Below are 23381 nucleotides of genomic sequence, written 5' to 3'. Positions count from 1 at the left end.
AAACCTATGGCGATCGTTGCGCTGGGCAAGATCAATGCCCAGCAATATTGCCCAATCAAAAGCGGCATAGCGGTATGAGGCTAAGGGCTTTAGCGCTGCCGTCGTTTCATGAAATCAAGAACATTGCTGACTTGCATCTCGATCTGATTTTGGCCCACAGGCGCTTGGTCAACACATGCAAGTGACGGCGCTACCTGCTCAATAGCATCGGTTAACGGGCCGACAATATCCTCAAGTTCGTGCTCTTCAGCATAGTGAACCATCTCGGCAAGCAGATGAACAATCCAACGATGTGATAGGTTTGGTGCCTGCGCCTTGGCCCAATCCTCTTTGGATGGCTGTGTGTGTATCGTCATTGACGGACCATCTCGGGCACGAGTTCTTTGAATACATCATGGTGGATTCCGGCAAAGTCACGAATCCGCGCGATACGCTCTTCCGAGCAATCCATCAACGCGGCAAGCGCTGTGACTTTGCCCATCGGATGCGGCGACCCAAGATACCCATAAGGCGCATTGCCCGATCGTTTCATGACACGGTTCATCACCGGATCAATGACCGCAACAGCATCTGAAATACCCGCCGCGAGGCCATATTCGAACGCGCCGATCATCACCTCACTTGTGATATACGAAATTGAATTGCGGGCAACGCCACGGCCCGGCAGATCTGTATCAACACAAAACCGCGTGGCTTCCCAAACGCGGGCGCTTCGGATTGGCGGTTCATCATCCAGCAGGCAGCTGAAAACATCTGACAGCATGTGCGGGCCGGTTGTTGGCAAAAGACGCATGCAGCCGACGACACGACCTGAATCATCCACGCTGATAACATGCGCTGGGTTCAGATCATCAAAGGCATCGCGTTCCATGCCGTTTTTCACCTTAACGTCCCAACCAAGCCGACCTTCGAACACCCGAGCGCGAAGCTGGTGCATTTCGATCAGGAGGTTTGAATGCTCATGTGCGTTCAGCGAATCGACGACGTAGATCATGATACATGCTCCTATTAATGTTAATAGAAGTTTTATCAACGACCAAGCCGCCCAAGAAAATACGGGAAATCCCTTATACGGCCTTAACGAGGGTGAATAAGGCCCATGCCGATTGCCCGCCCAACGGCTTGCACCGTGGTCAGCGCCCCAAGCTTTTCACGCCCTGATCGCAAATGAATTTCGACGGTGCGGTGTGAAATGGACAGGATATCGCCGATCTCTTGTTGCAGCTTACCTGCGGCGGCCCATTGCAAGACCTCTTTTTCGCGCGAAGACAGCGCCGAATACCCCAAGGCGCGGACCAATCCATTGCTGTGCATAACCGAATCGTGCAGATGCACCGCAGCAGTTTGCAGGTTGCCCATGATGTGCCGCTTCAGCTTGTCCCACTCTTCAACCGAACAAGACCGCGTTACATTCAGCAAACCACGGTCGCCATAAGGGCCCCTAATTGGAACACTAAGGCCCTGTGCTGTGATGCCGAACTCGCCAGCCGCTTGGAAAACCGACTGGAATTTTTGATCCTTCTCAAACCGCTGCCAATCGACGGGTGCAATGCTGAGAGTGGCCTTGTGCAGGGTTGGGTCAACCCGATGGAAATTTCGGTCCATGTAATGCGTTTTCCACGCATCCGAATAGTTGGCATATCCATGAACCACGCCAGTGACGGGGTTCACTGTCGCATAAGACGCAAAGTCGAGTTCAAGCGTATCGCACATTTGGTCAATAAACGTGAGGTAGTTTTCAGAGCTTGACGGCACTGTTCCCAGATCGATAATTTCCATGCCATCCCCCTTAGTTAACGGTAGATATTTAGAACCGTCAGCTGTCTAAAACATTGCTTGATAGAGGCTTGCGCCCGCCGCTGATTGTAGCTGCCGCTGCTTATAAAAGCCCCCTGCGGTCTGCAAGAAATGCGGCTTCTACAGGTGTTCGAACCTCTAGTCGTTCGGCCCCACCTCGCAGGCGCCCTTTCACGGCGCCTATCGAAATTCCAAGTTCGTGCGCGATCTGTTTTTGGGGCAACCCTTGCGCGAAAAGCCGAAGCGCTTCTAGTTGTGATTTGGTCGGCTTTCTTGTTTCATGTGCATGCAAACCCCGCAGCAGCCTGCCCAATTCGGCCATTTCGGCCTCGTCCAGATCTCGGTCGTTGCGGGCGAATATGCCAAGGCTGCGCTTGGGCTTTGCTATCGTGCCAAAAATTGAAACAACACTGCCGAAATGCATACCAAACGACCGATATTCATTCAAAGGCTGTGCTTCTTCAATATCCCGCCAGCGCGCGCAGCCCTCATTCTTTTGGCACCAGCGCAAAAGCGGGTCGACGAGCGCCATGCCAGACAGCGTGTAATGGTCGATCCATTTCGTCGGAAAAATGTTCATCTCATCTTCGGGCGCAAAGAAACCGACACGCAACGCGATGTAGCAACCGGCGGGCGCAAGTAGGGCAAACTGACTTCGAAAATTTTCAATGCGCATGGCGGTAGGCGGTTCCAATTTGACGTTTTCGACATTAGTCTCTTAACAGACGCAATCCTGCGTCACACGGGTACTTCCAAAGAAATGCAGTTGGCCATCCATGACTAAATTGGACACAATAAAACGCCTTTTGCAACGTCTGAGTGAAATTGCGGATTGGAGGTTCGCCGTTGGCGTGCGTATTCGCTTTGCCAACCCAACCCTGCTGTATCGAACTTATCCACGGGCGTGGATTGACTATTATGATAAAGAGGGGCTTGTTTTTATTGACCCGACAGTCGGATGGGCCATCGCGAACACCGGCATTTGCGATTGGTCAGACCTTGTAGCGCAGGACAAGGGTAACGTTTTTGGCCGGGCTGCGGAGCATGGACTGAAATTCGGCAAAGCCGTTTCGATTGGCGAAAGCAACGCGCGGACGTTTGGATTTTTTTCCCATGCGTTGCGGGAAATCGAGCAAAGCGAAATCAAAGAGGCACGGGATGTGCTTGAACAGATTCACCAAGCCACCGAGGGCATAGAGGCCCTATCCGACCAAGAGTTATCCTCCCTGCGCGCGCTGAACTATTCTTTACGCCGAGATTGAGCCCCGATCTCCCGCTAAAGGTGATGCCCAAGGTCAAGGGCTGCATGGGGGGCTTTCGGGGGGTAAAAGACTGGCGCAAGTTTGCTGCGCCCAGCGCTGCCAAAGCGCGCCAGAAGCTGCGGTAATAGATCCAGCGCTTCGCGGATGGTCACGTCCATATCCAGATAGCGGTAAGTTCCCAACCGGCCAACAAAGCTTACATCCTTTTGTCTTGCGGCCAAAATCTGATACTGGCCGAGCATTGCTTTTTCATTGACCAAGCGTATCGGATAATAGGGCGTTTCGTCAGGGCCGCAGGCGCGGGCGTATTCGCGGTAGCATACGGTGGCGTCATGGCTTTCCCATGGGGCGAAATGCTTATGCTCGGTGATGCGGGTAAAGGGCACATCGCGGCTGCCATAATTCATCACTGCGCAGCCTTGCCAGTCACCCTGTGCGACGAATCGTTCGAAATCGAGCGTGCGATAGCCCAACCGCCCAAGCTGGTGGTCAAAGTAACTGTCCAGCGGCCCCGACCAAATCACATGGTCTGCACGCGCGGCCATCGCATGGGTAAAGGCCGTACCCAAATGCACGTCGATATTCGCATGATCCAGAATAGAGCAGACCATAGCGGTATAGCCCTGCACCGGCATGCCCTGAAAACGGTGGGCAAAATAGGTGTCGTCATAGTTAAACCGCAGCGGCAACCGCTTAAGGATTGCGGCAGGCAGGGTGGTCGGCGCACAGCCCCACTGCTTTTCAGTATAGCCCTTAAAGAACGCTTCATACAGATCGCGCCCGACAAACCTTAGGGCCTGCTCTTCAAAGTTTTGCGGGTCTGTCAGCGATATATCGGCCTGCGTGGTTTCAACAAAGGCGCGCGCGGCATTGGGGCTAAAGGTTTTGCCAAAGAACTGGTTGATCGTGTGCAGGTTCATCGGCAAAGAATAAACTGCACCGTTAACCGTCGTTTTGACGCGGTTGGTATAGGGCATAAACCGTGCAAAACCATTCACATAGTCCCACACCATCGCATCATCCGTGTGAAAGATATGGGGGCCATAGACATGTACCAACACACCGGTTTCAGGGCAGCGTTTGGTATGGCAATTGCCTGCAACATGATCGCGACTGTCGATCACGGTGACCTTATGCCCTGCTTGTGCCAATCCGCGTGCCAACACTGCGCCGCTTAGCCCTGCACCTACAGTTAAGAAATTCATATCCGGCCCTTCATCATGCGCGCCAAATGCAGGCGCCCCTAGAAAACCGATGATGCCGTGCCAATCGTTAAAAACTGATAAAAAGGCATCTAAAAGAGGGTGAAAACGGCCTCATTCCGCCTGTTTTCTGTCCTCTTCGGCCCCAGTTACGCTGCCAAACCATTTGCAACGAAAGTGCAAGGGCTGGGCTAAATGTATCTGGTGTATCGACAACATGTAGTTACCGGAGACATTGCGTTGGATGGTGACATTCGCCGCCTAGAGGTTGTCTATCTGTCCGGGCACAGCTTCTTGGTGTCTTTGACCGGGCTGAATGGCGGGCTGGCGGCGTATAATCTTGGGGGGGATGGTGCGGTCTATGGCGTAGCCGACACCGAATATTTCGCATCAAATCTGCGCAATGGCATCAGCGGTGGAATGGCCACAGCAAGTGAGAATGGCATGATTGCGCTTGCCGTGGCGGTTGGCACGGCAACGATGCACTATACCCTGAATGCCAGTGGCAGCTTTACAACCACCTCGGGCACCAGTGCCGCCATGGGCAGCAGTGCGATTGCGGCAGCATACCTGAACAGCGGAACGGCTTATTACAGCGTATTGCAAGACAGCGGGCAGATGATGCTGCATACTGCAGGCGCGGTGACAAACCAACAGATCACGCTGAATGGCGTATCTGTGTTGGATACTGTGCAAATTGGCAGTCAGAACTTTCTGCTGGCGGCACAATACGGCACGCAAAGCATTAGCAGTTACAGTATCAACGCCAGTTCTGGCGCGCTTGCGCTTGTGACAGATGTCGGGGCCGATCAGGGGCTGGGCATCAACACGCCCACTGCCTTTGAAACCGTGGCCGCATTTGGTAGAACATGGGTCATTCTGGGCAGCAGCGGCAGCGATAGCCTTAGCGTGCTGGAAATAGATGCAACGGGCCATCTGCAAACCGTCGATCACGTTATTGACATGCTAGAGACCCGTTTTGGCGGTGTGACAGCCGTGGCCGTTGCGCAGGTGGGGGATCGGGTTTTTGTGGTGGCGGGCGGCGCGGATGACGGGCTTAGCCTGTTCACGCTGATGCCTGACGGCAAGCTGATCCACCTTGAGACGGTGATCCATACCACCGGCGCGGGCCTGATGAATGTGGTTGGCATAGAAGCCGCCGTTCTGGGGAACGCGCTTCAGATTTTCGTCAGCAGCGAGACAGATAGCGGCATAACGCAATACTTTGTTGATTTGGCCAATCTGGGCGTCACCCTGCGTGGGGATACGGATAGCGCAAACTCGTTGTTGGGCGGCGACGGTGCCGATCTTTTGGTGGCAGGAGAGGATGATACGCTGCGCGGGGGCGCGGGCGATGACATCCTTGTGGGGGCCAAAGGCGCGCGGCTGACCGGTGGCGATGGTGCCGATCTGTTTGTCCTGTCGGAAACAGGCGGCAGCACCCTTATCCGCGATTTCACGCCCGGCATAGACAGGCTTGATCTGTCGTCGTTTTTCATGCTGCGTTCGGTAGGTCAGCTGACGATCACAAGCAACGCGCTGGGCGCAATCATACAGTTGCGCGATACCGTGATTGACGTGCGTACCAATAACGGCACCGCACTGACCCGCGACTCTTTGTTTGGGCTTAACTTTAGTTGGGCCGACCGGATACCGATTTTCCCGCTGTTGGAAGAAGAGCCTGATCCGGACCCGCCGCCTATCGAAAACATTGTTTTGGTCGGAGGCGGTGGCGATGACATTCTGTCAGGCGATAGTGGCACGGACTGGATAACAGGCGGTGCAGGCAATGATACCATAAGCGGGGCCGCAGGCGATGACACGCTGATCGGCGATATTGGCAATGATTATCTGGACGGCGGTGCCGACAATGACGTTCTACGCGGTAGTGATGGCAATGACACCCTTGTTGGCGGTGCTGGCAATGACGACCTGTATGGCGAAGGCGGCAACGACAGCCTACTGGGGGGCGATGGTAACGACACGCTCACCGGTGCTGATGGTGATGATATTCTGTATGGTGGCCTTGGCAATGACCTGATGATGGGGGTCTACGGCAATGATACTTTGTTTGCCGAGGGCGGCAATGACACCATCAGCGGCGGCTATGGGCTTGATACCCTCTATGGTGGGGATGGTGACGATGAAATCTGGGGCGGTTTTGGCAATGACCTGATGTTCGGTGGTGCTGGCAATGATATGATGGGCGGCAGCGAAGACAACGATCTGATGTATGGCGATGACGGCAATGATACCGTTTGGGGTGGGGCACAGCATGACACGCTTTACGGCGGCATCGGGGTCGATACCGTCGGCGGCTTTTGGGGCAATGATTTGGCCTATGGCGGCGAGGGCGATGATTTTGTCTGGGGCAACTTTGGCAATGACACGTTGTATGGCGATAACGGCAATGACATGATTGGCGGCGCCGAAGGCAATGATGTGCTCTATGGTGGCGAGGGCAATGACACGTTAATCGCCGGTGATGATGCCGACACGTTGATGGGTGGAAACGGCAATGACCTTTTAACCGGCGGCGCGGGGGACGACCTGCTTTCGGGCGGTGCGGGCGCCGATACGTTCTTTTTCTATTACAACCACATAGGATCAGACAGCATAGTTGATTTCGATTTGGCCGAAGACGTGGTTCAGTTTGATACCACTGCGCGCAGTTTTGAAACCCTGCAAATGGTCCAGCAAGACGATGATGTTGTGATCACCCTAAACCGAGGTTCGATCACGCTGTTGAATACCGATCTGACAGATCTGGGGTCGGACCACTTTTTGTTCGGATAAGCTGTTTCATTTTAAACTTACGCCTTATTGGATCGCCAGCCGCCCTTGCGGGCTTGGGTAATCAGATCATTGGCATCCAAAGGGGCCAGTGGCACAAATGCCATCAGCCGAGCCACATCCAACTCTAGCAGCGCCAGTGCGGTGCAGGGCGCGTTGCGGTAGGTAAGGGCAACCTCTGCGGCGGCTAACACCTCGCCCATCTCTATCACTCCGGGGCTTGCCACATTCAGCACAGGCGGCAAAACCAGCGCCGGATCAGATAGCGCCAGCAGCACATCCGCCAGCGTCACGGGGCCGATATAGCTGCGGCGTGGGGTGGTGCCATCGGCAAAACGGTCTAAGGTCACGGCTTGGTGCGCTGCCGTGCGCAACAGGGTATCAGCCCCCGCAACATTCCCCAATCGCAGGCAGGTTACCTCTGGATAGGGTGCCAACGCATGCTCCATTTCCAGTTTGGCAATGCCATAGGCCGTGGTTGGGGCGCAGGCCGCACCCTCTGATACCCTCGGCGCAAGGGTGCCATAAACAGCTTGGGTTGAGGCGATCAACACACGCGGGATACCCGCCGCACGCGCCGCCCTAACCGCAGTAAGCGCGAGCGTGGTGTTCTGCGCCAGTGCAACCTTGTTGTCGCCCGTAACACCGGCCAGTACGATCATCGCGGTGATATCCGGCGGCAGATCGGGGGCAGGCCCGCCAAGAATATCCCAACATACCGCCGTGCCGGGAAACCCTGCAATCACGCCTGCATCAGCCCCGCTGCGGTACTGCCAGTGCGCGCTTGCTGCCCCTGCAGGCCAAACCCGCGCCAGCAGTTGCCCTACCCGCCCTGTCGCGCCCAAAAGGATCGGCCGTGTCATGCACGCCTCTTTTCATCAGTAGTTCCATATTCACCGACCATCGGGTTATTACCCGAGATATAAGTTTCACATTGGCGGCTGTTGTGCTGGGCACAGTGTTAACCCGACATTGGTTAACAAATTATCTCCAAGCGCAGTTTGATGCTGGTCAAGGCGGCGACGTGGCAAGGCCGCTAACGGTTCGGGGCCTTGGCGATATTATCACCAAGGCCCCGATGTCGTTACATATTATCAAGCCAGGATTGAACTTCTTCCTTAGCCGCCTCTTTGGTCTTGCCATAGCGTTTCTGGATCAGGCCTTCCAGTTGCTCTTGCTCGCCTGCGGCTTGCTCCAGCTCATCATCTGTCAGGTCGCCCCACTGCTCGCGTGCTTTGCCTTTGGTGATTTTCCATTGGCCTTTTACTTGATCCCAGTTCATCGCGGTCTCCTTTTCAGTTGTAAACCTAACTGATGAGTAAACGTGGCGGGGCGGGTTTGGTTCCATCAGGCCAGAAAACTTTGCCGCAAGAATTATCACCAAACGACGGAACTGATGGGCGCCTGCACCGGTTTTACCCCGTGTATAGGAGGAAATTATGTCAGACCTTAAAACCAAACCAACCATGACAGACGTTAAAACAGGTGTCAAAGACGCGGCCTCGACAGCCAAGCTTTTATCCTTGGCGCTTGCCGATACCTATAGCTTGTTGATTAAAACCCATGCGGTGCATTGGAATGTCGAAGGCCCGATGTTCTTTGCCGTGCATACCCTGACCGAAACTCAATACGGCGATCTGTTCGCGGCTGCCGACGTTATTGCCGAACGTATCCGCGCGCTGGGGCATTTGACCGCGACATCCCCCAAAGACCTGCTGTCAGACTCGGTCGTTGCCGATATTAAGGCACCGCAAGATGCGCCTGCGCTGTGTAAAAGTCTTGCGTCTGACCACAGCAAAGTGGCCAAGCGTTTGCACGATGTGATTGAGGCGGCGGATAAAGCCCGTGATCCGGTAACGGCCGATCTTGCAACAGCGCGGGCTGCATTTCATGAAAAATCCGCGTGGATGCTAGGGGCGCTGGCGAAAACATCTTAAGGCGAATAAAAAGCGGCGGGGTTATAGCCCCGCCGTTAATCTTATTTATAACGTAAAACGTCTTTCAAAGGAAACGCCCGTTATTTCGGGCCTTTTGCATTCTGGCCCTGTTCCAAACCTCGCAGGAAAGACACCAAAATCAACTGCATCGGGCTTAACCCGCCCAAAGGGTCTTGCGGCGGCGGTGGAGGAGGCGGGCGTGACACAGCCATCGCAAGCACAACCACCCCAGCCCCCAGATAAACCAAGCCGATTATCAGCGCGGCAAAGCTGGGCGAATGGGCGGCGCTTAGGTAAATCCATGCGGCCGCTGTCAAAAACGCCGCCCCGACACATGTCAGGGCAGCGCTTGCGGTTATCAGGCCAGCCTTGCGGGCCGCCCCTGCGACCTTATGTTTAAGCCCAAACATCAACGACGCGACGTCAAAAGGCCAACCAGAAAGCCAAGCCCCGCAGCGATACCCACAGCCGCAGCCGGGTTTTCGCGGATGGAGTCTTCGGCATCAGAATAGGCCACTTTTGCCGTCGCCTTGGCTGCCTGCGCAGCAGAGGCACCGGTCTCGGCCAGATCGGCAGCTTTTTCTTCGACCTTGGATTTCAATTGCGCAGATTGTGCCTTGCTATACTCTGCGACGATTGACGTCAGGTTGGCAATGTCTTCACGCAATACGGCCACTTGCTTGGACAGATCGGTGTTCAGTTCAGCAACATTGCTTTTTTCAACTTGAGCCATTGGAAATCTCCTTTTGATGTTACGTATCATCGACCAAACGCGCCATTGGTCAAGCGGTTCCAGCATTCCATACAAAATGCCGCAGTCTGTGTAAGGGAACCAACCCTGCGGTACAGAGGTTACACAAGCATATAACAACGCATGCCGGATAAAACCAGCACATGAAAATCGGGGAAAGATTTGGAAGATTTAGGCTCTATCAGGCGATCACTGGCGCTTCTTTCCACAATTGCTTTGTTTACGGCGCTCTATTTTGCCCGTGATTTGTTTTTACCGATCACGGCGGCAATGTTGATAGCCCTGACATTAAGCCCTGTTGTGCGCGCATTTGGCCGTTTCGGGCTGCCTGCGCCGCTAAGCGCGTTTATTCTGATCTCAAGCACAGGGTTTATTTTGGTAAGCGCTGCGTATTTACTCAGCGGCCCGATATCTGATTTTGTGGCCCAAGCCCCGCAGATGGGCGTGGAACTGAGGCGCAAACTGGCCGGCGTGCTAGAGGCGATGCGTTTTATCCAAGAGGCCAGCAAGAATGTTGAAGACCTAAGCGGCAGCGGCAACCCCAAAGTCGCGATCGAGCAACCTGGGATGCTTGTTTTTGCCGCCGGTACGACCGCGTCTGTGTTGTCGCTGTTGGGCGTGGCCTTGGTGCTGGCATTTTTCCTGCTGGCCTCGGGCGATCTGTTCTACGTCAAGCTTGTCGAATCCGTTCCGACATTTTCCGACAAGCGCCGTGCTGTCGGCATTATGCGCGCGATTGAGCGGCAGATGTCGCACTATCTTTTGACCGTTACCTTAATCAATGCGGTGCTGGGGTTTTGCCTTGGGGTTGCGATGTACTGGGTGGGGATGCCAAACCCGATGCTGTGGGGCCTATTGGGGTTTGTGTTGAACTTTGTGCCGTTTGTCGGGGCGATTGTCGGGGTCTTTGCCGTGGCAGCGGTGGGTTTGCTAACCTTTGACAGCGCATTGGCCGGCCTTTTGCCCGCAGCGGTTTATATGTCTATCACAACCTTTGAGGGCCAATTTGTAACCCCTAGCATTATTGGCCGCAGGATGGAATTGAACACCGTGTCCGTTCTGTTGGCACTTATTTTGTGGAGCTGGTTATGGTCTGTTCCCGGCGCCTTGATGGCCGTGCCATTGCTGGTGCTGATTAAGGTTGTGGCTGACAATACCAAAGGCCTGCAAATGTTGGGCAGTTTTCTGGGCAGCCATCGACGGGTTAAGACGGTTGCCTGAATTTACGATATTTTTAAAAAACGCGTGGAACCAATCAACGAAACTGCGCGTTACCTCATCGATCAACAAGCCTGTCCTGGTGGTTTGATCTAGACTGAACTTTGCCGCCAATGAAGTGATCCCTCGGTTCATTGGCGGCAATTTCCCCCCAACATCTGCGGTCCAAAGTTGAAAGCGCTGCATTTGCGTAGGTGCCCCCGGCCGAACCGGGGGCGGTTTGCTTAGGCTTTCAGCGTTGCAGTGCTTGCAAAAAACATTGCCTGACTGACGGCCGAGCGCACCTGATCCTCGGAATACGGCTTGGTGATCAGAAATGCGGGTTCTGGCCGTTCGCCTGTCAGCAAACGCTCGGGGAAGGCCGTTATAAAGATCACGGGGATCGCATCAAACTTTGCCAGAATGTCATTCACCGCATCAATGCCCGACGATTTATCGGCAAGCTGAATATCAGCCAAAATAAGATCGGGCTTTTCCTGCGCTGCCAAAGCGGTCGCTTCGGTGCGTGTGCTGGCGATGCCTGTCACCTCATGGCCCATTTCCCGCACGATAGCGGCAATATCCATTGCGATGATCGCTTCGTCTTCGATAATCATCACACGTCCGGCAATGGTTGCGGTCATCTCTTCAACCGCTTTTTGGTGCAGGCCGGCAATCGAGTCTGTTTCGATTTGCATGATTGCGGCGATTTCGCCCTCGGTAAAGCCTTCGATCGAATGCAACAACAATACTTCGCGCGAGCCGGGGGTAAGGGCGGCCATATGCGCCTGTGCGATTTCCGAAAACCGTGTGTCTGGTTCGCCCAAAGGCGCACCTGCGCTGGACCATACAACGTGGAACGCATGGAACAGGCCGGTTTTCACGCTGCCGCCAACATCAAGAACCGAAATATCGGCCAGAACGGCCTCTAGCGCGGCTGCGGCATAGCGATCACCGGTTTCCTGACTGCCCGTCAGTGCCCGCGCATAGCGCCGTAGATAGGGAAGATGCGCACCGATTTGGGTTGCAAGATCATTTGGGGCGTCATTTGGGACGTTGGACAATTTTTTTCTCCATATTGTCGTTTTATGGGAACCAAACGTTGAGTCGCGTGTTTGGTTCCATATAGAATAGGCACAGGTAGCAGAAATGTACGGTAGCATGGCAAACGACAGTTCCAAGGACAAGATTCAGCAGCAAATTCAGGCGAACCTTAAACGTGTCTATGATGAAGCGCTGAACGAACCTGTGCCGTCCCGGTTCCAAGAGTTGCTGGATCAGCTAAAAAACCAAGACAAAACTAAGGGGGCAAAGCCATGAGCAATGACCCCAAACTTGCCACGCCTGACCCGCGTGATGAATTGTCGTCGCATTTGCCAGCGTTGCGCGCCTTTGCCATTTCGCTGTCACGCAACCCCACAGCAGCCGATGATCTGGTACAAGATACCATCGTCAAGGCTTGGACGCGGTTTGACAGCTTTACCGTAGGCACCAATATGCAGGCGTGGCTGTTCACTATTCTGCGCAACACTTATTTTTCTAGCCTGCGTAAATACCGGCGTGAGGTTGCTGACCCGGAAGGCATCCATGCTGGTGGTTTGTTCGTAAAGCCAGACCATGATGGCAAGCTGGCCTTTGCCGAATTTCAGGTCGCTTTTGACCAGCTTTCACCGGAACACCGCGAAGTGCTAATCCTTGTTGGCGCGTCCGGTTATACCTGCGAAGAGGCCGCCGAAATGATTGGCACGGCCGTGGGCACTGTGAAAAGCCGCACCAACCGCGCCCGCAAACGTTTGGCCGAATTGATGGGCTTGGTCGATGGCGAGGATGCTATGCCGTCGGGTGATGCTGCCAGCCTTGCTATGATGGGCCAATCTGGCGTGCAGGCCGCATAATGTGGCGCGCCCCTTTGGTTAGCCTTTCGGAACGGCCCACGCATTGGTGGGAACGCGTCAACGCCCGCTTTGCATTGGTTCTATCGCTTGCGCTTTTGCCGTTGTTGGTGATTTCACTGGTCCAAACCTATAACCTGCAAGAAGAGGCGCGGGGCCGTGCGCAGCAAGCCATGCTTGGGGCCACATTGCGCGCCACCTCGGGCGAAATTGGCGTAATCCGCGCTGCTCAAGGCGCGGTTGCAGCCTTGGCCAGCGCCCCCAATATTGTAGAAGACCTTGCTGAATGTGCTTTGGCGATGCGCAATACAGCCGAACAGGTGCCTGCCGCCGATCTGGTAGCCTTTGTGCCCGTCTCGGGGGTGATGACGTGCACATCGGACGGCAGCACATATGATTACAGCGCATCCGCGCAATTCAAGGAACTGATTGTCAGCCAGACGCCGCAGTTCACCGTTATTGCGCGCGGACCCGTAACCAAAACCTCGGTTTTGTTGGTGTCGCATCCCGTGTTCGCACAATCGGGCACCTACTTGGGGTATATGACCATCGCCCTCCCCCACACCAAACTGATCAGCGTCAATGAGGCGTTGGATACGTCGGTCACAGGCCTTGATGATCTTGCACAATTCTGGACGTTCAATGCCGATGGTGAAGTGCTGACGGCCAGTATGGGTCTGGATAATGTGGATGGGTATCTGCCTGCGACAAACCGGCTAATTGCTTTTGTAAACGGTGCAACCACGGTGTTCGAAGACAGCTCGGTATCCGGCGCTCGGCGCACCTATGCGCTTGTGCCGATGCAAAAAGGCGCATTGTATTTGATGAGCAGCTGGGACGTTCGCGCCAGCAGCCGTGCCACGAATGCCGATCTGTCGCCCTATCTTTTGCCGGTTATGATCTGGGCTATTGGTATGATTGTGGCCGCTTGGTCTGCCGAATGGTTGGTTTCACGCCATATGCGTGTGCTGACGCGGGCGATTGGCCGGTTTGCAAAAGGCGATCGTAACCTTGGTGACATAAACCTGTCCGAGGCACCGGCGGAACTGCGCGAAGCGGGCAGCGCCTTTGCCAACATGGCTGATGGCGTTATGCGCGGCGAGGCACGTTTAGAAGACACCATTCACCAAAAGGAAGTGTTGCTGCGCGAAGTGCATCACCGCGTGAAAAATAACCTGCAACTGATCGCTTCGATTATGAATCTTCAGATGCGCAAAGCCGTGGCGCCTGAATCCAAGGCATTGCTGCGCAGCCTGCAAGACCGGATTATGAGCTTGGCAACAATCCATCGCGGGCTTTACCAAACCTCGGGCATGGCTGATGTGCGGGTAGACGAGTTGTTGCGCGATATCGTGCGCCAGATCGTCAACCTTGGTAACAGTGCTGACCGTAACTTTAATGTGCAGGTCATCGCGGATGAGGTAAACCTGACACCCGATCAAGCCGTGCCCCTCTCTCTTTTGCTGACCGAAGCAATGGCCAATGCGATGAAATATGCAGGCGCTGGGCCAGATGGCAAAATCCACATCAGCGTCCGGTTTGCCCGCAAACCCGACCAGACTGCGATGATTGAGGTGGAAAACACGCTCGCCACAGGTGTAGAAGAGCGCGCCCGCGCCGATGCCGTTGATGGTACAGGGCTTGGGGATCAGTTGCTTATGGCATTTTCCCAACAGCTTGGGGGCAAGCTGGAACGCACGCTGTCCGAAAACGCGTATCGGCTGTCAGTGTCTTTCGCCATTCGCAACCTAAGCGATGCCGAGGCCCGTTCCGAATGAACGGGCCTTCCTAGGCGCGCAGGGTTAAATGCCAGCGCGCCCTGTCACGACTTGGCCTTTGCATCAAAAATGGCGATAAGTCAGGGAACTAACTTCGCTGCCAAGAGTTTCTTTTGCATGACACATATGGGTGGTCCGCACCCGCAATTTGCAAAGGAGTTTACTATGCTTGGCTGGGCCGTAACTTTTCTTATCGTCGCAATTATCGCTGCCGCTCTTGGCTTTGGTGGCATCGCAGGCGCGTCTGCCGGTATTGCGCAAATTCTGTTCTACATCTTCATCTTGCTTTTCGTGGTGGCGATGGTCGTGCGTGCCTTGCGCGGCAAACCACCGGTTTAAGCGCATATAATACAGGCGCCGACACCCGTTTTAATTCGGGTGCGGCACCTGACTTGGGGACAGAAAAAACTATATTGATCCAATTGGTTTTATGCCGCGTAATACCTTAAAACAAGCCAAGGTATTCTGATGTCTTTTGATGCTCCTCCCCACGGTCCCCAGCGCATTGCCATTATTGGCGGCGGCATTTCGGGGCTTGCAGCGGCCTATCTGCTAGCGCCGGACCATGCGGTCACCGTATATGAGGCGGCCCCGAAATTGGGCGGGCATGCGCGGACTGTGGTGGCGGGTATACGGGGCGATCAGCCGGTAGATACCGGGTTTATCGTGTTCAACTATGCCAATTATCCCCACCTGACGCGGATGTTTCAAACGCTGGATGTTCCTGTTGCCAAAAGCGATATGAGCTTTGGCGCGACCATCAATGGCGGTGAAATTGAGTATGGCCTGCGTGATCTGCGCGGGCTTACGGCACAAAAGCGCAACCTACTGCGGCCCGGATTTCTGCGTATGCTGCGCGACATCATGCGCTTTAACGACAAAGCCGAAGCGATGGTTTCCGACGACACCACCACGATTGGCGAGCTTATGGCCGAATTGGGCATGGGCGATTGGTTTGAGCGCTATTACCTGATGCCGATCTGTGGGGCGATCTGGTCAACCCCGCCTGGTGGCGTGCGTGCGTATCCGGCCCGCGCTTTGCTGCGGTTTTTCCGCAATCACGCCTTGCTTAGCCCGAATGGCCAGCATCAATGGTGGACTGTCGATGGCGGCAGCGTCAGCTATTTGACGCGGCTGGAACGCCATTTGCACGGCCAAGGCGTTAGCCTGCGCACGGGCACACCTGTTCAAAGCGTCACCCGCGACGGGTTGCAAAGCACTGTCCATGCGGGCGGTGCTGCAACCCAGTTCGATCATGTGGTCTTTGCCTGCCACTCTGACCAAGCCTTGCGCCTGTTGGCCCAACCGACCGCGCAGGAAAGCGCAGCCCTGTCGGCCATCCGTTTCCAAGACAACCAGATGGTTTTGCACCGAGATGTAGACCAGATGCCAAAGCGCCGCGCTGCGTGGTCCAGTTGGGTCTATAAGGCCGATACTAACCGGCCAGAGCCTGCGATTGGCGTGACCTATTGGATGAACCGCCTGCAAAACATCCCTGAAAATGACCCGCTGTTTGTGACGTTGAACCCGTCCGATCCGGTGCGTGAGGATCTGATCTATGATCAAACCACGTTCCGCCATCCGGTGTTTGACGGGCCTGCACTGGCCGCACAATCGCAGCTTACGGCGATGCAGGGCCAGAACAACACTTGGTTTGCTGGTGCCTATACCCGCAACGGCTTTCACGAAGACGGCTTTGCTAGCGCCGCCCGCATTTCCCGCCTGATGAGCCGTGCTTTGGTATGACCATGGCCGCCGAACATATCGCGGGGATCACGACCCACACACGGCGCGGTGATATTAGCCACCGCTTTGCTTATGGTGTGGATTTTGTGCTGATCGACCCCGAAAATGCGCAACCCAGCGCCCGCCTGTTTTCGCGCAACCGGTTCAATTTGGCCTCGGTACATGACCGCGATCACGGCGGGCCGCTGAAATCGGGGGCCGGTGCGGTTTGGGCGCGTAAGGTGTTAGCGGGTCACGGATTTTCCGCGGATGTATCGTTGCAACTGCTGACGCAACCACGCTTTTTGGGCTATGTGTTTAACCCTGTCAGCTTTTGGCTGGCGTATCGCGCGGATGATTTGGTTGCCGTAATCGCCGAGGTGTCCACCCCCTTTGGCGACCGTCATTCCTATCTGTGCCATACCCCCGGCTTTGCGCCGATCACCAAAGCTAGCAAAATCACAGCCACCAAGGCGCTGCATGTGTCACCCTTCCAAGAGGTAAAGGGCCGCTATGATTTTACCTTTGATATCACGCCTGCGCGTATAGCGATCACCATCCTGCACACCAACGGGGATGAAGGGGTTATCGCCAACCTCTCTGGCCCACGCGCGCCGATGACCTCGGGCGGGTTAATCGTGGCCAGCCTGCGCCGCCCGTTCGGGGCCTTGCGCACGATCGCCCTGATTTACTGGCAGGCCCTGCGCCTGAAACTGAAAGGCGCAAAATACCGCGCCCGTCCCATCCCGCCGAAAACCGAGGTATCGTGATGAACTTGCTGACCAAACGCGTAAAACATGATTTTCTGGAAAGCTGTGGCCAAATTCGCCAAGGCAGCCTACGCTTGCATACCCCCGAGGGCGAGCTGTATGATTTTGGCAACGGCGCCCCTGCCGCCGAAATGCGTATCCATGATTGGTCGGTGGTCACAGCCGTGGCGGCCAGCGGCGATATCGGTTTTGGCGAAACCTATGTGGCGGGGCTGTGGGATACGCCCTCTATCGCCGATCTGTCCGAGGTGGCCTTGCGTAATATTCAGCATTTTCAAAGCTATATGTTCGGCGGGTTTTGGAGCAACCTGAAATTCCGGTTCATTGACCGCGTTATGCGGACAAATTCCATAAAAGGCTCGTCCCGCAACATTCGTGCCCATTACGACGTCGGGAATGAGTTTTATCAGCTGTGGCTGGACGAAGGGATGACCTATTCCTCGGCGATTTTCACCCCCGGCGATGATGATCTGATCCGTGGCCAAAACCGCAAATATGACCGGATTTTGAACCGCCTTGGCGGGGGCGAGCGTGTGCTGGAAATTGGCTGTGGCTGGGGCGGCTTTGCCGAACGTGCCGCCGATACAGGGCGGCATGTGACGGGCATCACAATCTCGCCAAGTCAAAAGGGCTATGCTGATGCGCGGCTGGATGGGCGCGCCGATATTGTGCTGCAAGACTATCGCAAATCATCAGGCAAGTTTGACAACATCGTGTCGATTGAGATGATCGAGGCCGTGGGCCAAAACTATTGGCCAACCTATTTTGCCACGCTAAAGGACCGGCTGGCCGATGGGGGCCGTGCGATGATCCAAGCAATCACCGTGCCGGATGCCTATTTTGAGACCTACCGCCGCAGTTCCGATTATATTCGCCAATACACCTTTCCGGGTGGGATGCTGCTGTCGGATGCAAAAATCGCCGATCAGGCCCAACGCGCGGGCCTTAAGGTAACGGACAATTACGCCTTTGGTCGCGATTACGGCAAGACTTGCGCACAGTGGAACCAGCGTTTTGACGCGATGAGCGGGCGCATCAAGCGGCTCGGCTATGACGAGCAGTTTTTGCGCAACTGGAAGTATTATCTTGGGGTTTGCACGGCCTCCTTTGCTGTGGGCCAAACCGGTGTGGTGCAAGTGGAATTGGCCCATGCCTAACTTTGAGACCATCTGGATCATCGGCGCAAGCGATGGGATTGGCGCAGCCTTGGCGCGTGCCTATGCGGCGCAAGGGGCGCGGCTGGTTCTGTCGGCGCGCTCGGCCAATCGGCTGTCGGAGCTAGCGGCAAGCCTTGGGGCAGATCATGTGGTGGTGCCGCTGGACGTTGGCGACCGCGCCAGCCTGAATGCCGCCGCCGCGCAGATTGCAGGCCTTGGGCCGCTGGACCGCGTTATCCATCTGGCCGCCCTCTATGACCCCGGCAGAATTGCCGAGATTGATGCCGAGACAGCCGCCCAGATTGTAAACGTAAACCTGACGGGCAGCTTTCATATCGCCCAAATCGCCCCGCCTTTGTTGCGCCGCGGCGGGCAGTTGGCGATCTGCGGCTCGGTTGCGGGCTATCTCGGGCTACCGCAAGGGCAGATTTATTCGGCTACCAAAGCGGGGGTTATCAACTTGGTGGAATCGCTGGCAGCCGAGCTTGCGGGCAAGATTGACGTGCGCCTGATCTCGCCCGGCTTTGTCGATACCCGCCTGACCCAGCGCAATGATTTTGACATGCCCGCGATGATCACGCCCGAGGCCGCAGCCACAGCGATTGTCGCGGGGCTGAACGCGCGCGGGTTTGAGGTGCATTTCCCCAAACGCCTAACCGTCGCGCTGAAGATGCTGCGCGCTTTGCCCTATTGGGCCGCCATGCCGCTGACCCGCCGCCTGACCCGCGACCCCGGAACGCCCACAAAGGAACCTATATCATGAAAATTCTGGTGCTTTATTTGTCTACTTTGGTGGTCTTTTTGGCCGCAGATGGGTTCGGGCTGCGGTTTATCGTAAAGCCGGTGTTTGATCGCCATGTGGCGCATTTATATGCCGACCCGTTTCGGGTGATCCCTGCCTTGCTGTTTTATATGGGCTATGTTGCGGGGGTGCTGTGGTTTGTGTCGGTGCCTGCCTTGCGGGCGGGCGACCCTGTGGCGGCGCTGGTGGGTGGTATTTTGCTAGGGCTCTTCGCCTATGGCACCTATGAATTCACCAACTATGCCACATTGCGCGATTGGTCGATGCAGCAGGTGGCGGTCGATACGATTTGGGGCGGTGTTCTAACGGGCACCTCGGCCTGGGCAGGCGTTATGATTGCACGCCATTTTGCCTAGGCCTTTGCCTTTAATGACCACAATGCCCAGAATCAAAGGTGTAAACACTCTGTAAATCGACGTATGTTGCATCCGGCAACAGGTTAGCTTTGGGTGATTTATGCGACAGGTTTTTACAGGCGCGCGTATCTTTGATGGCGTGCAGTTGCTGTCCGATCACGGTTTAATCGTTGAAAACGGGCAGGTGACAGGTATCGAGAAAATGGCCCCGACAGGGACCATCCTAAAGGGCGGCGTTTTGGCGCCAGCCTTTGTCGATTTGCAGGTGAATGGCGGCGGTGGCATCATGCTGGACGGGCAGGCCGATGCAGGCCGGATCGCCGCTATATGCGCCACCCATATTCTGCTCGGCTGTGCCGGCGTGCTGCCGACCCTTATCACTGACAGCCCGGCCGCCACCCGCCGTGTGATCGCCGCAGGGATTGAGGCCGCCCAAGCCAATGTGCCCGGCTTTCTTGGCCTGCACCTCGAAGGCCCGCATTTGGACCCGTTGCGCAAAGGCGCACATGATGCGGCGCTTATTCGCCCTATGGACGCCGCCGATATGGACCTGCTTTTGGAGGCTGCCAAGGCGTTGCCGGTTCTCATGGTCACAGTCGCACCCGCCTCGGTCACGCTGGAACAGGTGCGCAAGTTGGCAGATGCTGGTGTTATCGTCAGCCTCGGCCATGCCGAGTGCAGCTATGATCTGGCCTGCGCCTATGTCGCCGCCGGTGCCAAAAGCGCCACGCATTTGTTTAACGCCATGCCGCCCATTTCTGCCCGTGAACCGGGGCTTGCGGGCGCGGTGCTGGACGGTACGCTTGCGGCTGGGATCATTGCCGATGGTATTCATGTCTCACCACCCGCTTTGCGGCTTGCTATGGGGGTGCGGCCGCAGGGGCTGTACTTGGTGTCCGATTGTATGGCGTTCGCTGGAACAGACCTGACCGAGATGGAGCTGGGTGGCAGGCGTATCTTGCGCCGTGACGGGCGCCTGACATTAGAAAATGGCACATTGGCCGGCGCCGACCTGCGGCTGGACCACGCGATCAGGGTGATGGTTGAGCAGGCCAAAATATCACCTTCCCGCGCGTTGGTTATGGCCACATCAACCCCTGCGGCATTGATCGGGATGCAAAACACTTTGGGCCATTTAGCGCCGGGCCGACGGGCAGATTTTGTCCATCTTGATGATGATTGGCAGCTGTCACAGCTCTGGTGGGCTGGTGTGACGTTGTAAAACCTTTGCCTGTAAAACAGAGAAAGGGTTACCCATGCGGGCAACCCTTTCCGAGTACCAAGGAGATAGGCCAGTTAGGAACACAAGCCCAATCAATCGTATGTTTTACTGGGAGTTACCCCAAGCAAACACCTCGCCTGACTGTCCGGACCCTTCTCTCCAACATCACTCTAGACACTGGATCACCTCCTTTCAAATGCGTTACCGATAATGGTAATCTGTCACGTTTTTCGCATTTGTCAAAAGTTTTTAGATCACAGCGGGATGAAATTTTTGTATGATTAGACGGAAGGGCACCAATGCAACAATTGCCAGTGCCAGCTTTACGCCCCAATCAGCGACGGCCAGCGAGACCCACAGCGGCGCTATCGGCCCAACGCCCAGCAGCGGCAGCGCCTCGGTTGCCCAAGACACGTCATTGCCCGGCTCAATCCAGATCAGCATCGCCGAAAATGCCACGGTAAAGAAAATCGCCGTATCGGCAGTTGCCCCGATCAGTGTCGACGCCAGCGGCGCGCGCCACCAGCTGCCCGCCCGCAGTTTATCAAAGATTGACACGTCCAGCAGTTGTGCCGTCAAGAACGCCAACCCAGACCCGAGCGCGATGCGCAGCGTCACCAGTGGCCCGAATTCACCTACGATCTGCGTGCCAACAAACGAACACAGCAAACCGGCGACAAAGCCCGCCAGCACAACGCGCCGCGCCGCAGATGCACCGTAAAATCGGTTCATCAGGTCGGTCACCAAAAATGCAAAGGGATAGGTAAAGGCACCCCATGTCAGCCATTGGCCAAACAGATGCTGCACAAGGATGTTAGAGGCCACAACAATGGCGGCCATGGCAATAATGCCGGGGATCAGGGGTCGGGTCATATGATATTTCCGTTTTATCAAGGTCGCGGATACTTGGCCCCCGCGCATCGGGGACGGGCGGGCTTTACGCCCCACAGTGCCTGTCTGTCAAGGAAGCACGCGATACTCGACAATTTCGGTGCGCTGCACCCAAAGGAAATTATCGTCCGAAATCATCGTCAGCCGGATAAAACCGGCCTTGTCACGCCAAACGGCCAGTCCTTCTAGGTTGTCATGCGTGCCCGCTGCAGTTTGCAGTTCCAACCGTGCATCGCCAAACCCGTTTGCCCCCAACGCAAAGCTGCGCACACGGCTGGAAAAGCCCATGATACCGTGAAACCCGCGTTCCAGCAGGTAAAACCGGCCATCGGGCCCAAAATCGGCACCCACCGCGTCAAACTCTGGGTTGCGGGGCAGGGATAGCGCCTCGTCCCACTTGCCGCTTTGATAGCGATAAATGGGGAAGGTATCGCCCCCGTGCGGGATTTCCGGCAGGGTGTACAGCACGCCTTTGGTATCAACCGCCAAAGCCTCTAGCGCGGAATTGCGGCTTAGTGTTTTAAACGCAGGCGCGCGTGGAATATCCTTGCCAGACTTGGACAGGCTGGAAAATTGCATCACCCGCGCTGTGCCCTCAAAGCTAACGAATACCGTGCCATTTGGCGCAATCGCCAGCCCTTCGCTATCGCCGCGATTCCCGCGCGGCGGGCGGTTGTCCGTATCCAACAGCGGCGCTACGGGGGCGGCCGTCACGCTGCTTATATGGCTGTCAGCGTCGCGCGTGATCGTGCCATGGGTCCAGCCTGCACGGTCGCTTAGCACCGTAAATGACAGGCCATCGTCCGAAATCTCCAACCCCGAAAACCCGCCATGTGCGGGGTCTTGGCTGCGCCAAACAAAGCTATCGATATAGTTCGGTGCCTCTAAAGGGGCCGCAGAGCCATCCAGCGCCGCGATGCACCCCAAGCACGCGATCAGCGCGAGGCGAGTACGTTTTTGCATTGGTTCGGTAGATCCGCCATTGTGTATTCGCGCACGCCACGCTTGCGCGGTGTTGGCTTTTTCGGTTTGGTCGAAGGCTTGGCCTTTGGCGGGTTCAGATAGTCCGTCACCCACCATTGCAACGTCTCGTCACAGCCGTTACCGCCCTTGGACAGTGTTGAAACCGTAGGTTTCTGCGTCTGGCAACTGCTTGCCCCGCCTGGACATTTCAGCCGCACATGGAAATGCGTGTCATGGCCGTAAATGGGCCGGATTTTCTGCAACCAAGGTGTGTCGGACGATTTCGCCGTCTTGCACATCTCAATCTTGACCGCCGCCGCAACAAAGATCCGGTCAACGCGGGCATCCGAGGCCGCAGCCTTTAGCAGCGCCGCATGGCTGCGCGTCCAGTTTTTTGTGACCGAGCGTTGGTCGCTGGACCGCACCGGAATTGATGAAATGCTTTCCCGCTGTGCGCGGCTCAGGTTTAGGCTACTTGGCGGTAGCATCCAGATATCGGCATCCAGCCCGATTTGGTGGCTGGCGTGGCCCGAGGTCATCGGCCCGCCGCGGGGCTGCGAAATGTCGCCAATATAAAGGCCTTTCCAGCCGACGTTAACCGCCTCGCGGCTGAGGTCTTGCAGAAAGTCAATCATCGCAGGCTGGCCCCAGTTGCGCCCCCGCGACAGCCGCATCGCCTGCCACGTTGGCCCGGTTTCCGGCAATTGCACCGCCCCTGCCGAACACCCTTTGGCATAGGTGCCAACTGGCATCGGTTTTTGATCTGACGCATCGGTTTTCGCGCCAAACAGCTTATTCGCCAGCTGCTCGCCATAGCTTGCAATTGGGGCCGCACAGGCGGCTGTTACCAACAGGGCGGCAATCGGGAACTTATGTTTCACTAGGG

General features: G+C 56.0%; 27 protein-coding genes. 14 read left to right on the top strand and 13 right to left on the bottom strand.

Going from position 1 to position 23381, the window contains the following annotated elements; all coding sequences use genetic code 11:
• Positions 1-89 precede the first annotated feature (89 nt).
• The 4 genes from ACEN2J_RS15015 to ACEN2J_RS15000 all read right to left on the bottom strand — a co-directional run bounded on the left by ACEN2J_RS15015 (position 90) and on the right by ACEN2J_RS15000 (position 2377).
• Positions 90-356 (bottom strand): hypothetical protein, encoded by a 267-nt coding sequence (locus ACEN2J_RS15015; RefSeq protein ID WP_442106919.1) that lies wholly within the window; start codon positions 354-356, stop codon positions 90-92.
• Positions 353-994, bottom strand: coding sequence for an acyl-homoserine-lactone synthase (locus ACEN2J_RS15010; protein ID WP_442106918.1), 642 nt, complete (start codon positions 992-994; stop codon positions 353-355). The genes ACEN2J_RS15015 and ACEN2J_RS15010 overlap by 4 nt, the downstream gene beginning before the upstream one ends.
• Positions 995-1077: 83 nt before the next feature.
• Positions 1078-1779: a helix-turn-helix transcriptional regulator gene (locus ACEN2J_RS15005; RefSeq protein ID WP_442106917.1), complete on the bottom strand. Its 702-nt coding sequence runs from the start codon at positions 1777-1779 to the stop codon at positions 1078-1080.
• Between the two features lie 100 nt (positions 1780-1879).
• Positions 1880-2377 (bottom strand): autoinducer binding domain-containing protein, encoded by a 498-nt coding sequence (locus ACEN2J_RS15000; protein WP_442106929.1) that lies wholly within the window; start codon positions 2375-2377, stop codon positions 1880-1882.
• Between the two features lie 196 nt (positions 2378-2573).
• Between ACEN2J_RS15000 and ACEN2J_RS14995 the strand changes: the two genes are divergently transcribed.
• On the top strand, positions 2574-3059 hold the full coding sequence (locus ACEN2J_RS14995; RefSeq protein WP_442106916.1) for an autoinducer binding domain-containing protein: 486 nt from the start codon (positions 2574-2576) through the stop codon (positions 3057-3059).
• Positions 3060-3073: 14 nt separating this feature from the next.
• Here ACEN2J_RS14995 and glf read toward each other — a convergent pair whose 3' ends face one another.
• Positions 3074-4264 carry a UDP-galactopyranose mutase gene (gene glf, locus ACEN2J_RS14990; RefSeq protein WP_442106915.1) on the bottom strand — a complete coding sequence of 397 codons (1191 nt, stop codon included), beginning with the start codon at positions 4262-4264 and terminating at the stop codon, positions 3074-3076.
• Between the two features lie 192 nt (positions 4265-4456).
• Between glf and ACEN2J_RS14985 the strand changes: the two genes are divergently transcribed.
• Complete coding sequence (locus tag ACEN2J_RS14985) at positions 4457-7057, top strand: calcium-binding protein (protein ID WP_442106914.1); 2601 nt, start codon at positions 4457-4459, stop codon at positions 7055-7057.
• Positions 7058-7074: 17 nt separating this feature from the next.
• On the opposite strand, the gene ACEN2J_RS14980 is transcribed toward ACEN2J_RS14985, so the two are convergent.
• Both ACEN2J_RS14980 and ACEN2J_RS14975 read right to left on the bottom strand, forming a co-directional pair.
• Positions 7075-7917: an NAD-dependent epimerase/dehydratase family protein gene (locus ACEN2J_RS14980; RefSeq protein WP_442106913.1), complete on the bottom strand. Its 843-nt coding sequence runs from the start codon at positions 7915-7917 to the stop codon at positions 7075-7077.
• A 221-nt stretch (positions 7918-8138) separates the two neighbouring features.
• A complete protein-coding gene (locus ACEN2J_RS14975) occupies positions 8139-8336 on the bottom strand; it encodes a CsbD family protein (protein ID WP_442106912.1) in 198 nt (65 codons plus the stop codon).
• Between the two features lie 157 nt (positions 8337-8493).
• Between ACEN2J_RS14975 and ACEN2J_RS14970 the strand changes: the two genes are divergently transcribed.
• Entirely contained in the window at positions 8494-8991 is a 498-nt protein-coding gene (locus ACEN2J_RS14970) for a Dps family protein (protein ID WP_442106911.1), read from the top strand.
• 80 nt (positions 8992-9071) lie between these two features.
• Here ACEN2J_RS14970 and ACEN2J_RS14965 read toward each other — a convergent pair whose 3' ends face one another.
• Complete coding sequence (locus ACEN2J_RS14965; protein WP_442106910.1) at positions 9072-9401, bottom strand: phage holin family protein; 330 nt, start codon at positions 9399-9401, stop codon at positions 9072-9074.
• Complete coding sequence (locus ACEN2J_RS14960; RefSeq protein ID WP_442106909.1) at positions 9401-9724, bottom strand: DUF883 family protein; 324 nt, start codon at positions 9722-9724, stop codon at positions 9401-9403. The genes ACEN2J_RS14965 and ACEN2J_RS14960 overlap by 1 nt, the downstream gene beginning before the upstream one ends.
• 180 nt (positions 9725-9904) lie before the next feature.
• Here ACEN2J_RS14960 and ACEN2J_RS14955 point away from each other — a divergent pair, with 180 nt between their 5' ends.
• A complete protein-coding gene (locus ACEN2J_RS14955; RefSeq protein WP_442106908.1) occupies positions 9905-10963 on the top strand; it encodes an AI-2E family transporter in 1059 nt (352 codons plus the stop codon).
• A 221-nt stretch (positions 10964-11184) separates the two neighbouring features.
• Here the strand turns inward: ACEN2J_RS14955 and ACEN2J_RS14950 are convergent, their stop codons facing one another.
• Complete coding sequence (locus ACEN2J_RS14950; RefSeq protein ID WP_442106907.1) at positions 11185-12003, bottom strand: response regulator; 819 nt, start codon at positions 12001-12003, stop codon at positions 11185-11187.
• A 97-nt stretch (positions 12004-12100) separates the two neighbouring features.
• Here ACEN2J_RS14950 and ACEN2J_RS14945 point away from each other — a divergent pair, with 97 nt between their 5' ends.
• From ACEN2J_RS14945 to nagA, 10 genes are all read left to right on the top strand, one after another.
• A complete protein-coding gene (locus tag ACEN2J_RS14945) occupies positions 12101-12259 on the top strand; it encodes a NepR family anti-sigma factor (protein ID WP_442106906.1) in 159 nt (52 codons plus the stop codon).
• A complete protein-coding gene (locus ACEN2J_RS14940) occupies positions 12256-12834 on the top strand; it encodes an RNA polymerase sigma factor (RefSeq protein WP_442106905.1) in 579 nt (192 codons plus the stop codon). The genes ACEN2J_RS14945 and ACEN2J_RS14940 overlap by 4 nt, the downstream gene beginning before the upstream one ends.
• Positions 12834-14609, top strand: a complete 1776-nt coding sequence (locus ACEN2J_RS14935; protein WP_442106904.1) for a sensor histidine kinase — start codon at positions 12834-12836, stop codon at positions 14607-14609. The genes ACEN2J_RS14940 and ACEN2J_RS14935 overlap by 1 nt, the downstream gene beginning before the upstream one ends.
• 165 nt (positions 14610-14774) lie before the next feature.
• On the top strand, positions 14775-14948 hold the full coding sequence (locus ACEN2J_RS14930; protein ID WP_442106903.1) for a DUF1328 domain-containing protein: 174 nt from the start codon (positions 14775-14777) through the stop codon (positions 14946-14948).
• A gap of 129 nt (positions 14949-15077) precedes the next feature.
• Complete coding sequence (locus tag ACEN2J_RS14925) at positions 15078-16355, top strand: NAD(P)/FAD-dependent oxidoreductase (protein WP_442106902.1); 1278 nt, start codon at positions 15078-15080, stop codon at positions 16353-16355.
• Positions 16352-17104, top strand: a complete 753-nt coding sequence (locus ACEN2J_RS14920) for a DUF1365 domain-containing protein (RefSeq protein ID WP_442106901.1) — start codon at positions 16352-16354, stop codon at positions 17102-17104. Before ACEN2J_RS14925 ends, ACEN2J_RS14920 begins: the two co-directional genes overlap by 4 nt.
• Complete coding sequence (locus tag ACEN2J_RS14915) at positions 17104-18261, top strand: class I SAM-dependent methyltransferase (protein WP_442106900.1); 1158 nt, start codon at positions 17104-17106, stop codon at positions 18259-18261. The genes ACEN2J_RS14920 and ACEN2J_RS14915 overlap by 1 nt, the downstream gene beginning before the upstream one ends.
• The gene (locus tag ACEN2J_RS14910; protein WP_442106899.1) at positions 18254-19024 is read left to right on the top strand and encodes an SDR family NAD(P)-dependent oxidoreductase; all 771 of its coding nucleotides are present in this window, start codon (positions 18254-18256) and stop codon (positions 19022-19024) included. Before ACEN2J_RS14915 ends, ACEN2J_RS14910 begins: the two co-directional genes overlap by 8 nt.
• Positions 19021-19419 carry a DUF2177 family protein gene (locus ACEN2J_RS14905; protein WP_442106898.1) on the top strand — a complete coding sequence of 133 codons (399 nt, stop codon included), beginning with the start codon at positions 19021-19023 and terminating at the stop codon, positions 19417-19419. The genes ACEN2J_RS14910 and ACEN2J_RS14905 overlap by 4 nt, the downstream gene beginning before the upstream one ends.
• A 100-nt stretch (positions 19420-19519) precedes the next feature.
• Positions 19520-20641: an N-acetylglucosamine-6-phosphate deacetylase gene (nagA, locus tag ACEN2J_RS14900; RefSeq protein WP_442106897.1), complete on the top strand. Its 1122-nt coding sequence runs from the start codon at positions 19520-19522 to the stop codon at positions 20639-20641.
• Between the two features lie 249 nt (positions 20642-20890).
• Here the strand turns inward: nagA and ACEN2J_RS14895 are convergent, their stop codons facing one another.
• The 3 genes from ACEN2J_RS14895 to mepA form a co-directional block, all read right to left on the bottom strand.
• The gene (locus ACEN2J_RS14895; protein ID WP_442106896.1) at positions 20891-21514 is read right to left on the bottom strand and encodes a queuosine precursor transporter; all 624 of its coding nucleotides are present in this window, start codon (positions 21512-21514) and stop codon (positions 20891-20893) included.
• Between the two features lie 87 nt (positions 21515-21601).
• Complete coding sequence (locus ACEN2J_RS14890; protein ID WP_442106895.1) at positions 21602-22495, bottom strand: esterase-like activity of phytase family protein; 894 nt, start codon at positions 22493-22495, stop codon at positions 21602-21604.
• On the bottom strand, positions 22468-23358 hold the full coding sequence (gene mepA, locus ACEN2J_RS14885; protein WP_442106928.1) for a penicillin-insensitive murein endopeptidase: 891 nt from the start codon (positions 23356-23358) through the stop codon (positions 22468-22470). The genes ACEN2J_RS14890 and mepA overlap by 28 nt, the downstream gene beginning before the upstream one ends.
• Between the last annotated feature and the right edge of the window lie 23 nt (positions 23359-23381).

Origin of the sequence: Pseudorhodobacter sp. W20_MBD10_FR17 (assembly GCF_052119765.1) — a bacterium.
In the GTDB taxonomy this organism is placed as follows: domain Bacteria; phylum Pseudomonadota; class Alphaproteobacteria; order Rhodobacterales; family Rhodobacteraceae; genus Pseudorhodobacter.
The sequence above is the reverse complement of the archived record's forward strand: the minus strand, read 5'-3'. Positions and strand labels throughout refer to the sequence as shown.

Bases quoted from the DNA above. Each gene is read 5' to 3' on its own strand.
- ACEN2J_RS14895 (WP_442106896.1), bottom strand. From the start codon at position 21,514: ATGACCCGACCCCTGATCCCCGGCATTATTGCCATGGCCGCCATTGTT.
- ACEN2J_RS14980 (WP_442106913.1), bottom strand. From the start codon at position 7,917: ATGACACGGCCGATCCTTTTGGGCGCGACAGGGCGGGTAGGGCAACTG.
- ACEN2J_RS15015 (WP_442106919.1), bottom strand. From the start codon at position 356: ATGACGATACACACACAGCCATCCAAAGAGGATTGGGCCAAGGCGCAG.
- ACEN2J_RS14915 (WP_442106900.1), top strand. From the start codon at position 17,104: ATGAACTTGCTGACCAAACGCGTAAAACATGATTTTCTGGAAAGCTGT.
- ACEN2J_RS14965 (WP_442106910.1), bottom strand. From the start codon at position 9,401: ATGTTTGGGCTTAAACATAAGGTCGCAGGGGCGGCCCGCAAGGCTGGC.
- ACEN2J_RS14890 (WP_442106895.1), bottom strand. From the start codon at position 22,495: ATGCAAAAACGTACTCGCCTCGCGCTGATCGCGTGCTTGGGGTGCATC.
- ACEN2J_RS14995 (WP_442106916.1), top strand. From the start codon at position 2,574: ATGACTAAATTGGACACAATAAAACGCCTTTTGCAACGTCTGAGTGAA.
- nagA (WP_442106897.1), top strand. From the start codon at position 19,520: ATGCGACAGGTTTTTACAGGCGCGCGTATCTTTGATGGCGTGCAGTTG.
- ACEN2J_RS14930 (WP_442106903.1), top strand. From the start codon at position 14,775: ATGCTTGGCTGGGCCGTAACTTTTCTTATCGTCGCAATTATCGCTGCC.
- ACEN2J_RS14935 (WP_442106904.1), top strand. From the start codon at position 12,834: ATGTGGCGCGCCCCTTTGGTTAGCCTTTCGGAACGGCCCACGCATTGG.
- ACEN2J_RS14910 (WP_442106899.1), top strand. From the start codon at position 18,254: ATGCCTAACTTTGAGACCATCTGGATCATCGGCGCAAGCGATGGGATT.
- ACEN2J_RS15010 (WP_442106918.1), bottom strand. From the start codon at position 994: ATGATCTACGTCGTCGATTCGCTGAACGCACATGAGCATTCAAACCTC.
- ACEN2J_RS14905 (WP_442106898.1), top strand. From the start codon at position 19,021: ATGAAAATTCTGGTGCTTTATTTGTCTACTTTGGTGGTCTTTTTGGCC.
- ACEN2J_RS14945 (WP_442106906.1), top strand. From the start codon at position 12,101: ATGGCAAACGACAGTTCCAAGGACAAGATTCAGCAGCAAATTCAGGCG.
- ACEN2J_RS14970 (WP_442106911.1), top strand. From the start codon at position 8,494: ATGTCAGACCTTAAAACCAAACCAACCATGACAGACGTTAAAACAGGT.
- ACEN2J_RS14975 (WP_442106912.1), bottom strand. From the start codon at position 8,336: ATGAACTGGGATCAAGTAAAAGGCCAATGGAAAATCACCAAAGGCAAA.
- ACEN2J_RS14940 (WP_442106905.1), top strand. From the start codon at position 12,256: ATGAGCAATGACCCCAAACTTGCCACGCCTGACCCGCGTGATGAATTG.
- ACEN2J_RS14920 (WP_442106901.1), top strand. From the start codon at position 16,352: ATGACCATGGCCGCCGAACATATCGCGGGGATCACGACCCACACACGG.
- glf (WP_442106915.1), bottom strand. From the start codon at position 4,264: ATGAATTTCTTAACTGTAGGTGCAGGGCTAAGCGGCGCAGTGTTGGCA.
- ACEN2J_RS14925 (WP_442106902.1), top strand. From the start codon at position 15,078: ATGTCTTTTGATGCTCCTCCCCACGGTCCCCAGCGCATTGCCATTATT.
- ACEN2J_RS15005 (WP_442106917.1), bottom strand. From the start codon at position 1,779: ATGGAAATTATCGATCTGGGAACAGTGCCGTCAAGCTCTGAAAACTAC.
- ACEN2J_RS14985 (WP_442106914.1), top strand. From the start codon at position 4,457: ATGTATCTGGTGTATCGACAACATGTAGTTACCGGAGACATTGCGTTG.
- ACEN2J_RS15000 (WP_442106929.1), bottom strand. From the start codon at position 2,377: ATGAACATTTTTCCGACGAAATGGATCGACCATTACACGCTGTCTGGC.
- ACEN2J_RS14960 (WP_442106909.1), bottom strand. From the start codon at position 9,724: ATGGCTCAAGTTGAAAAAAGCAATGTTGCTGAACTGAACACCGATCTG.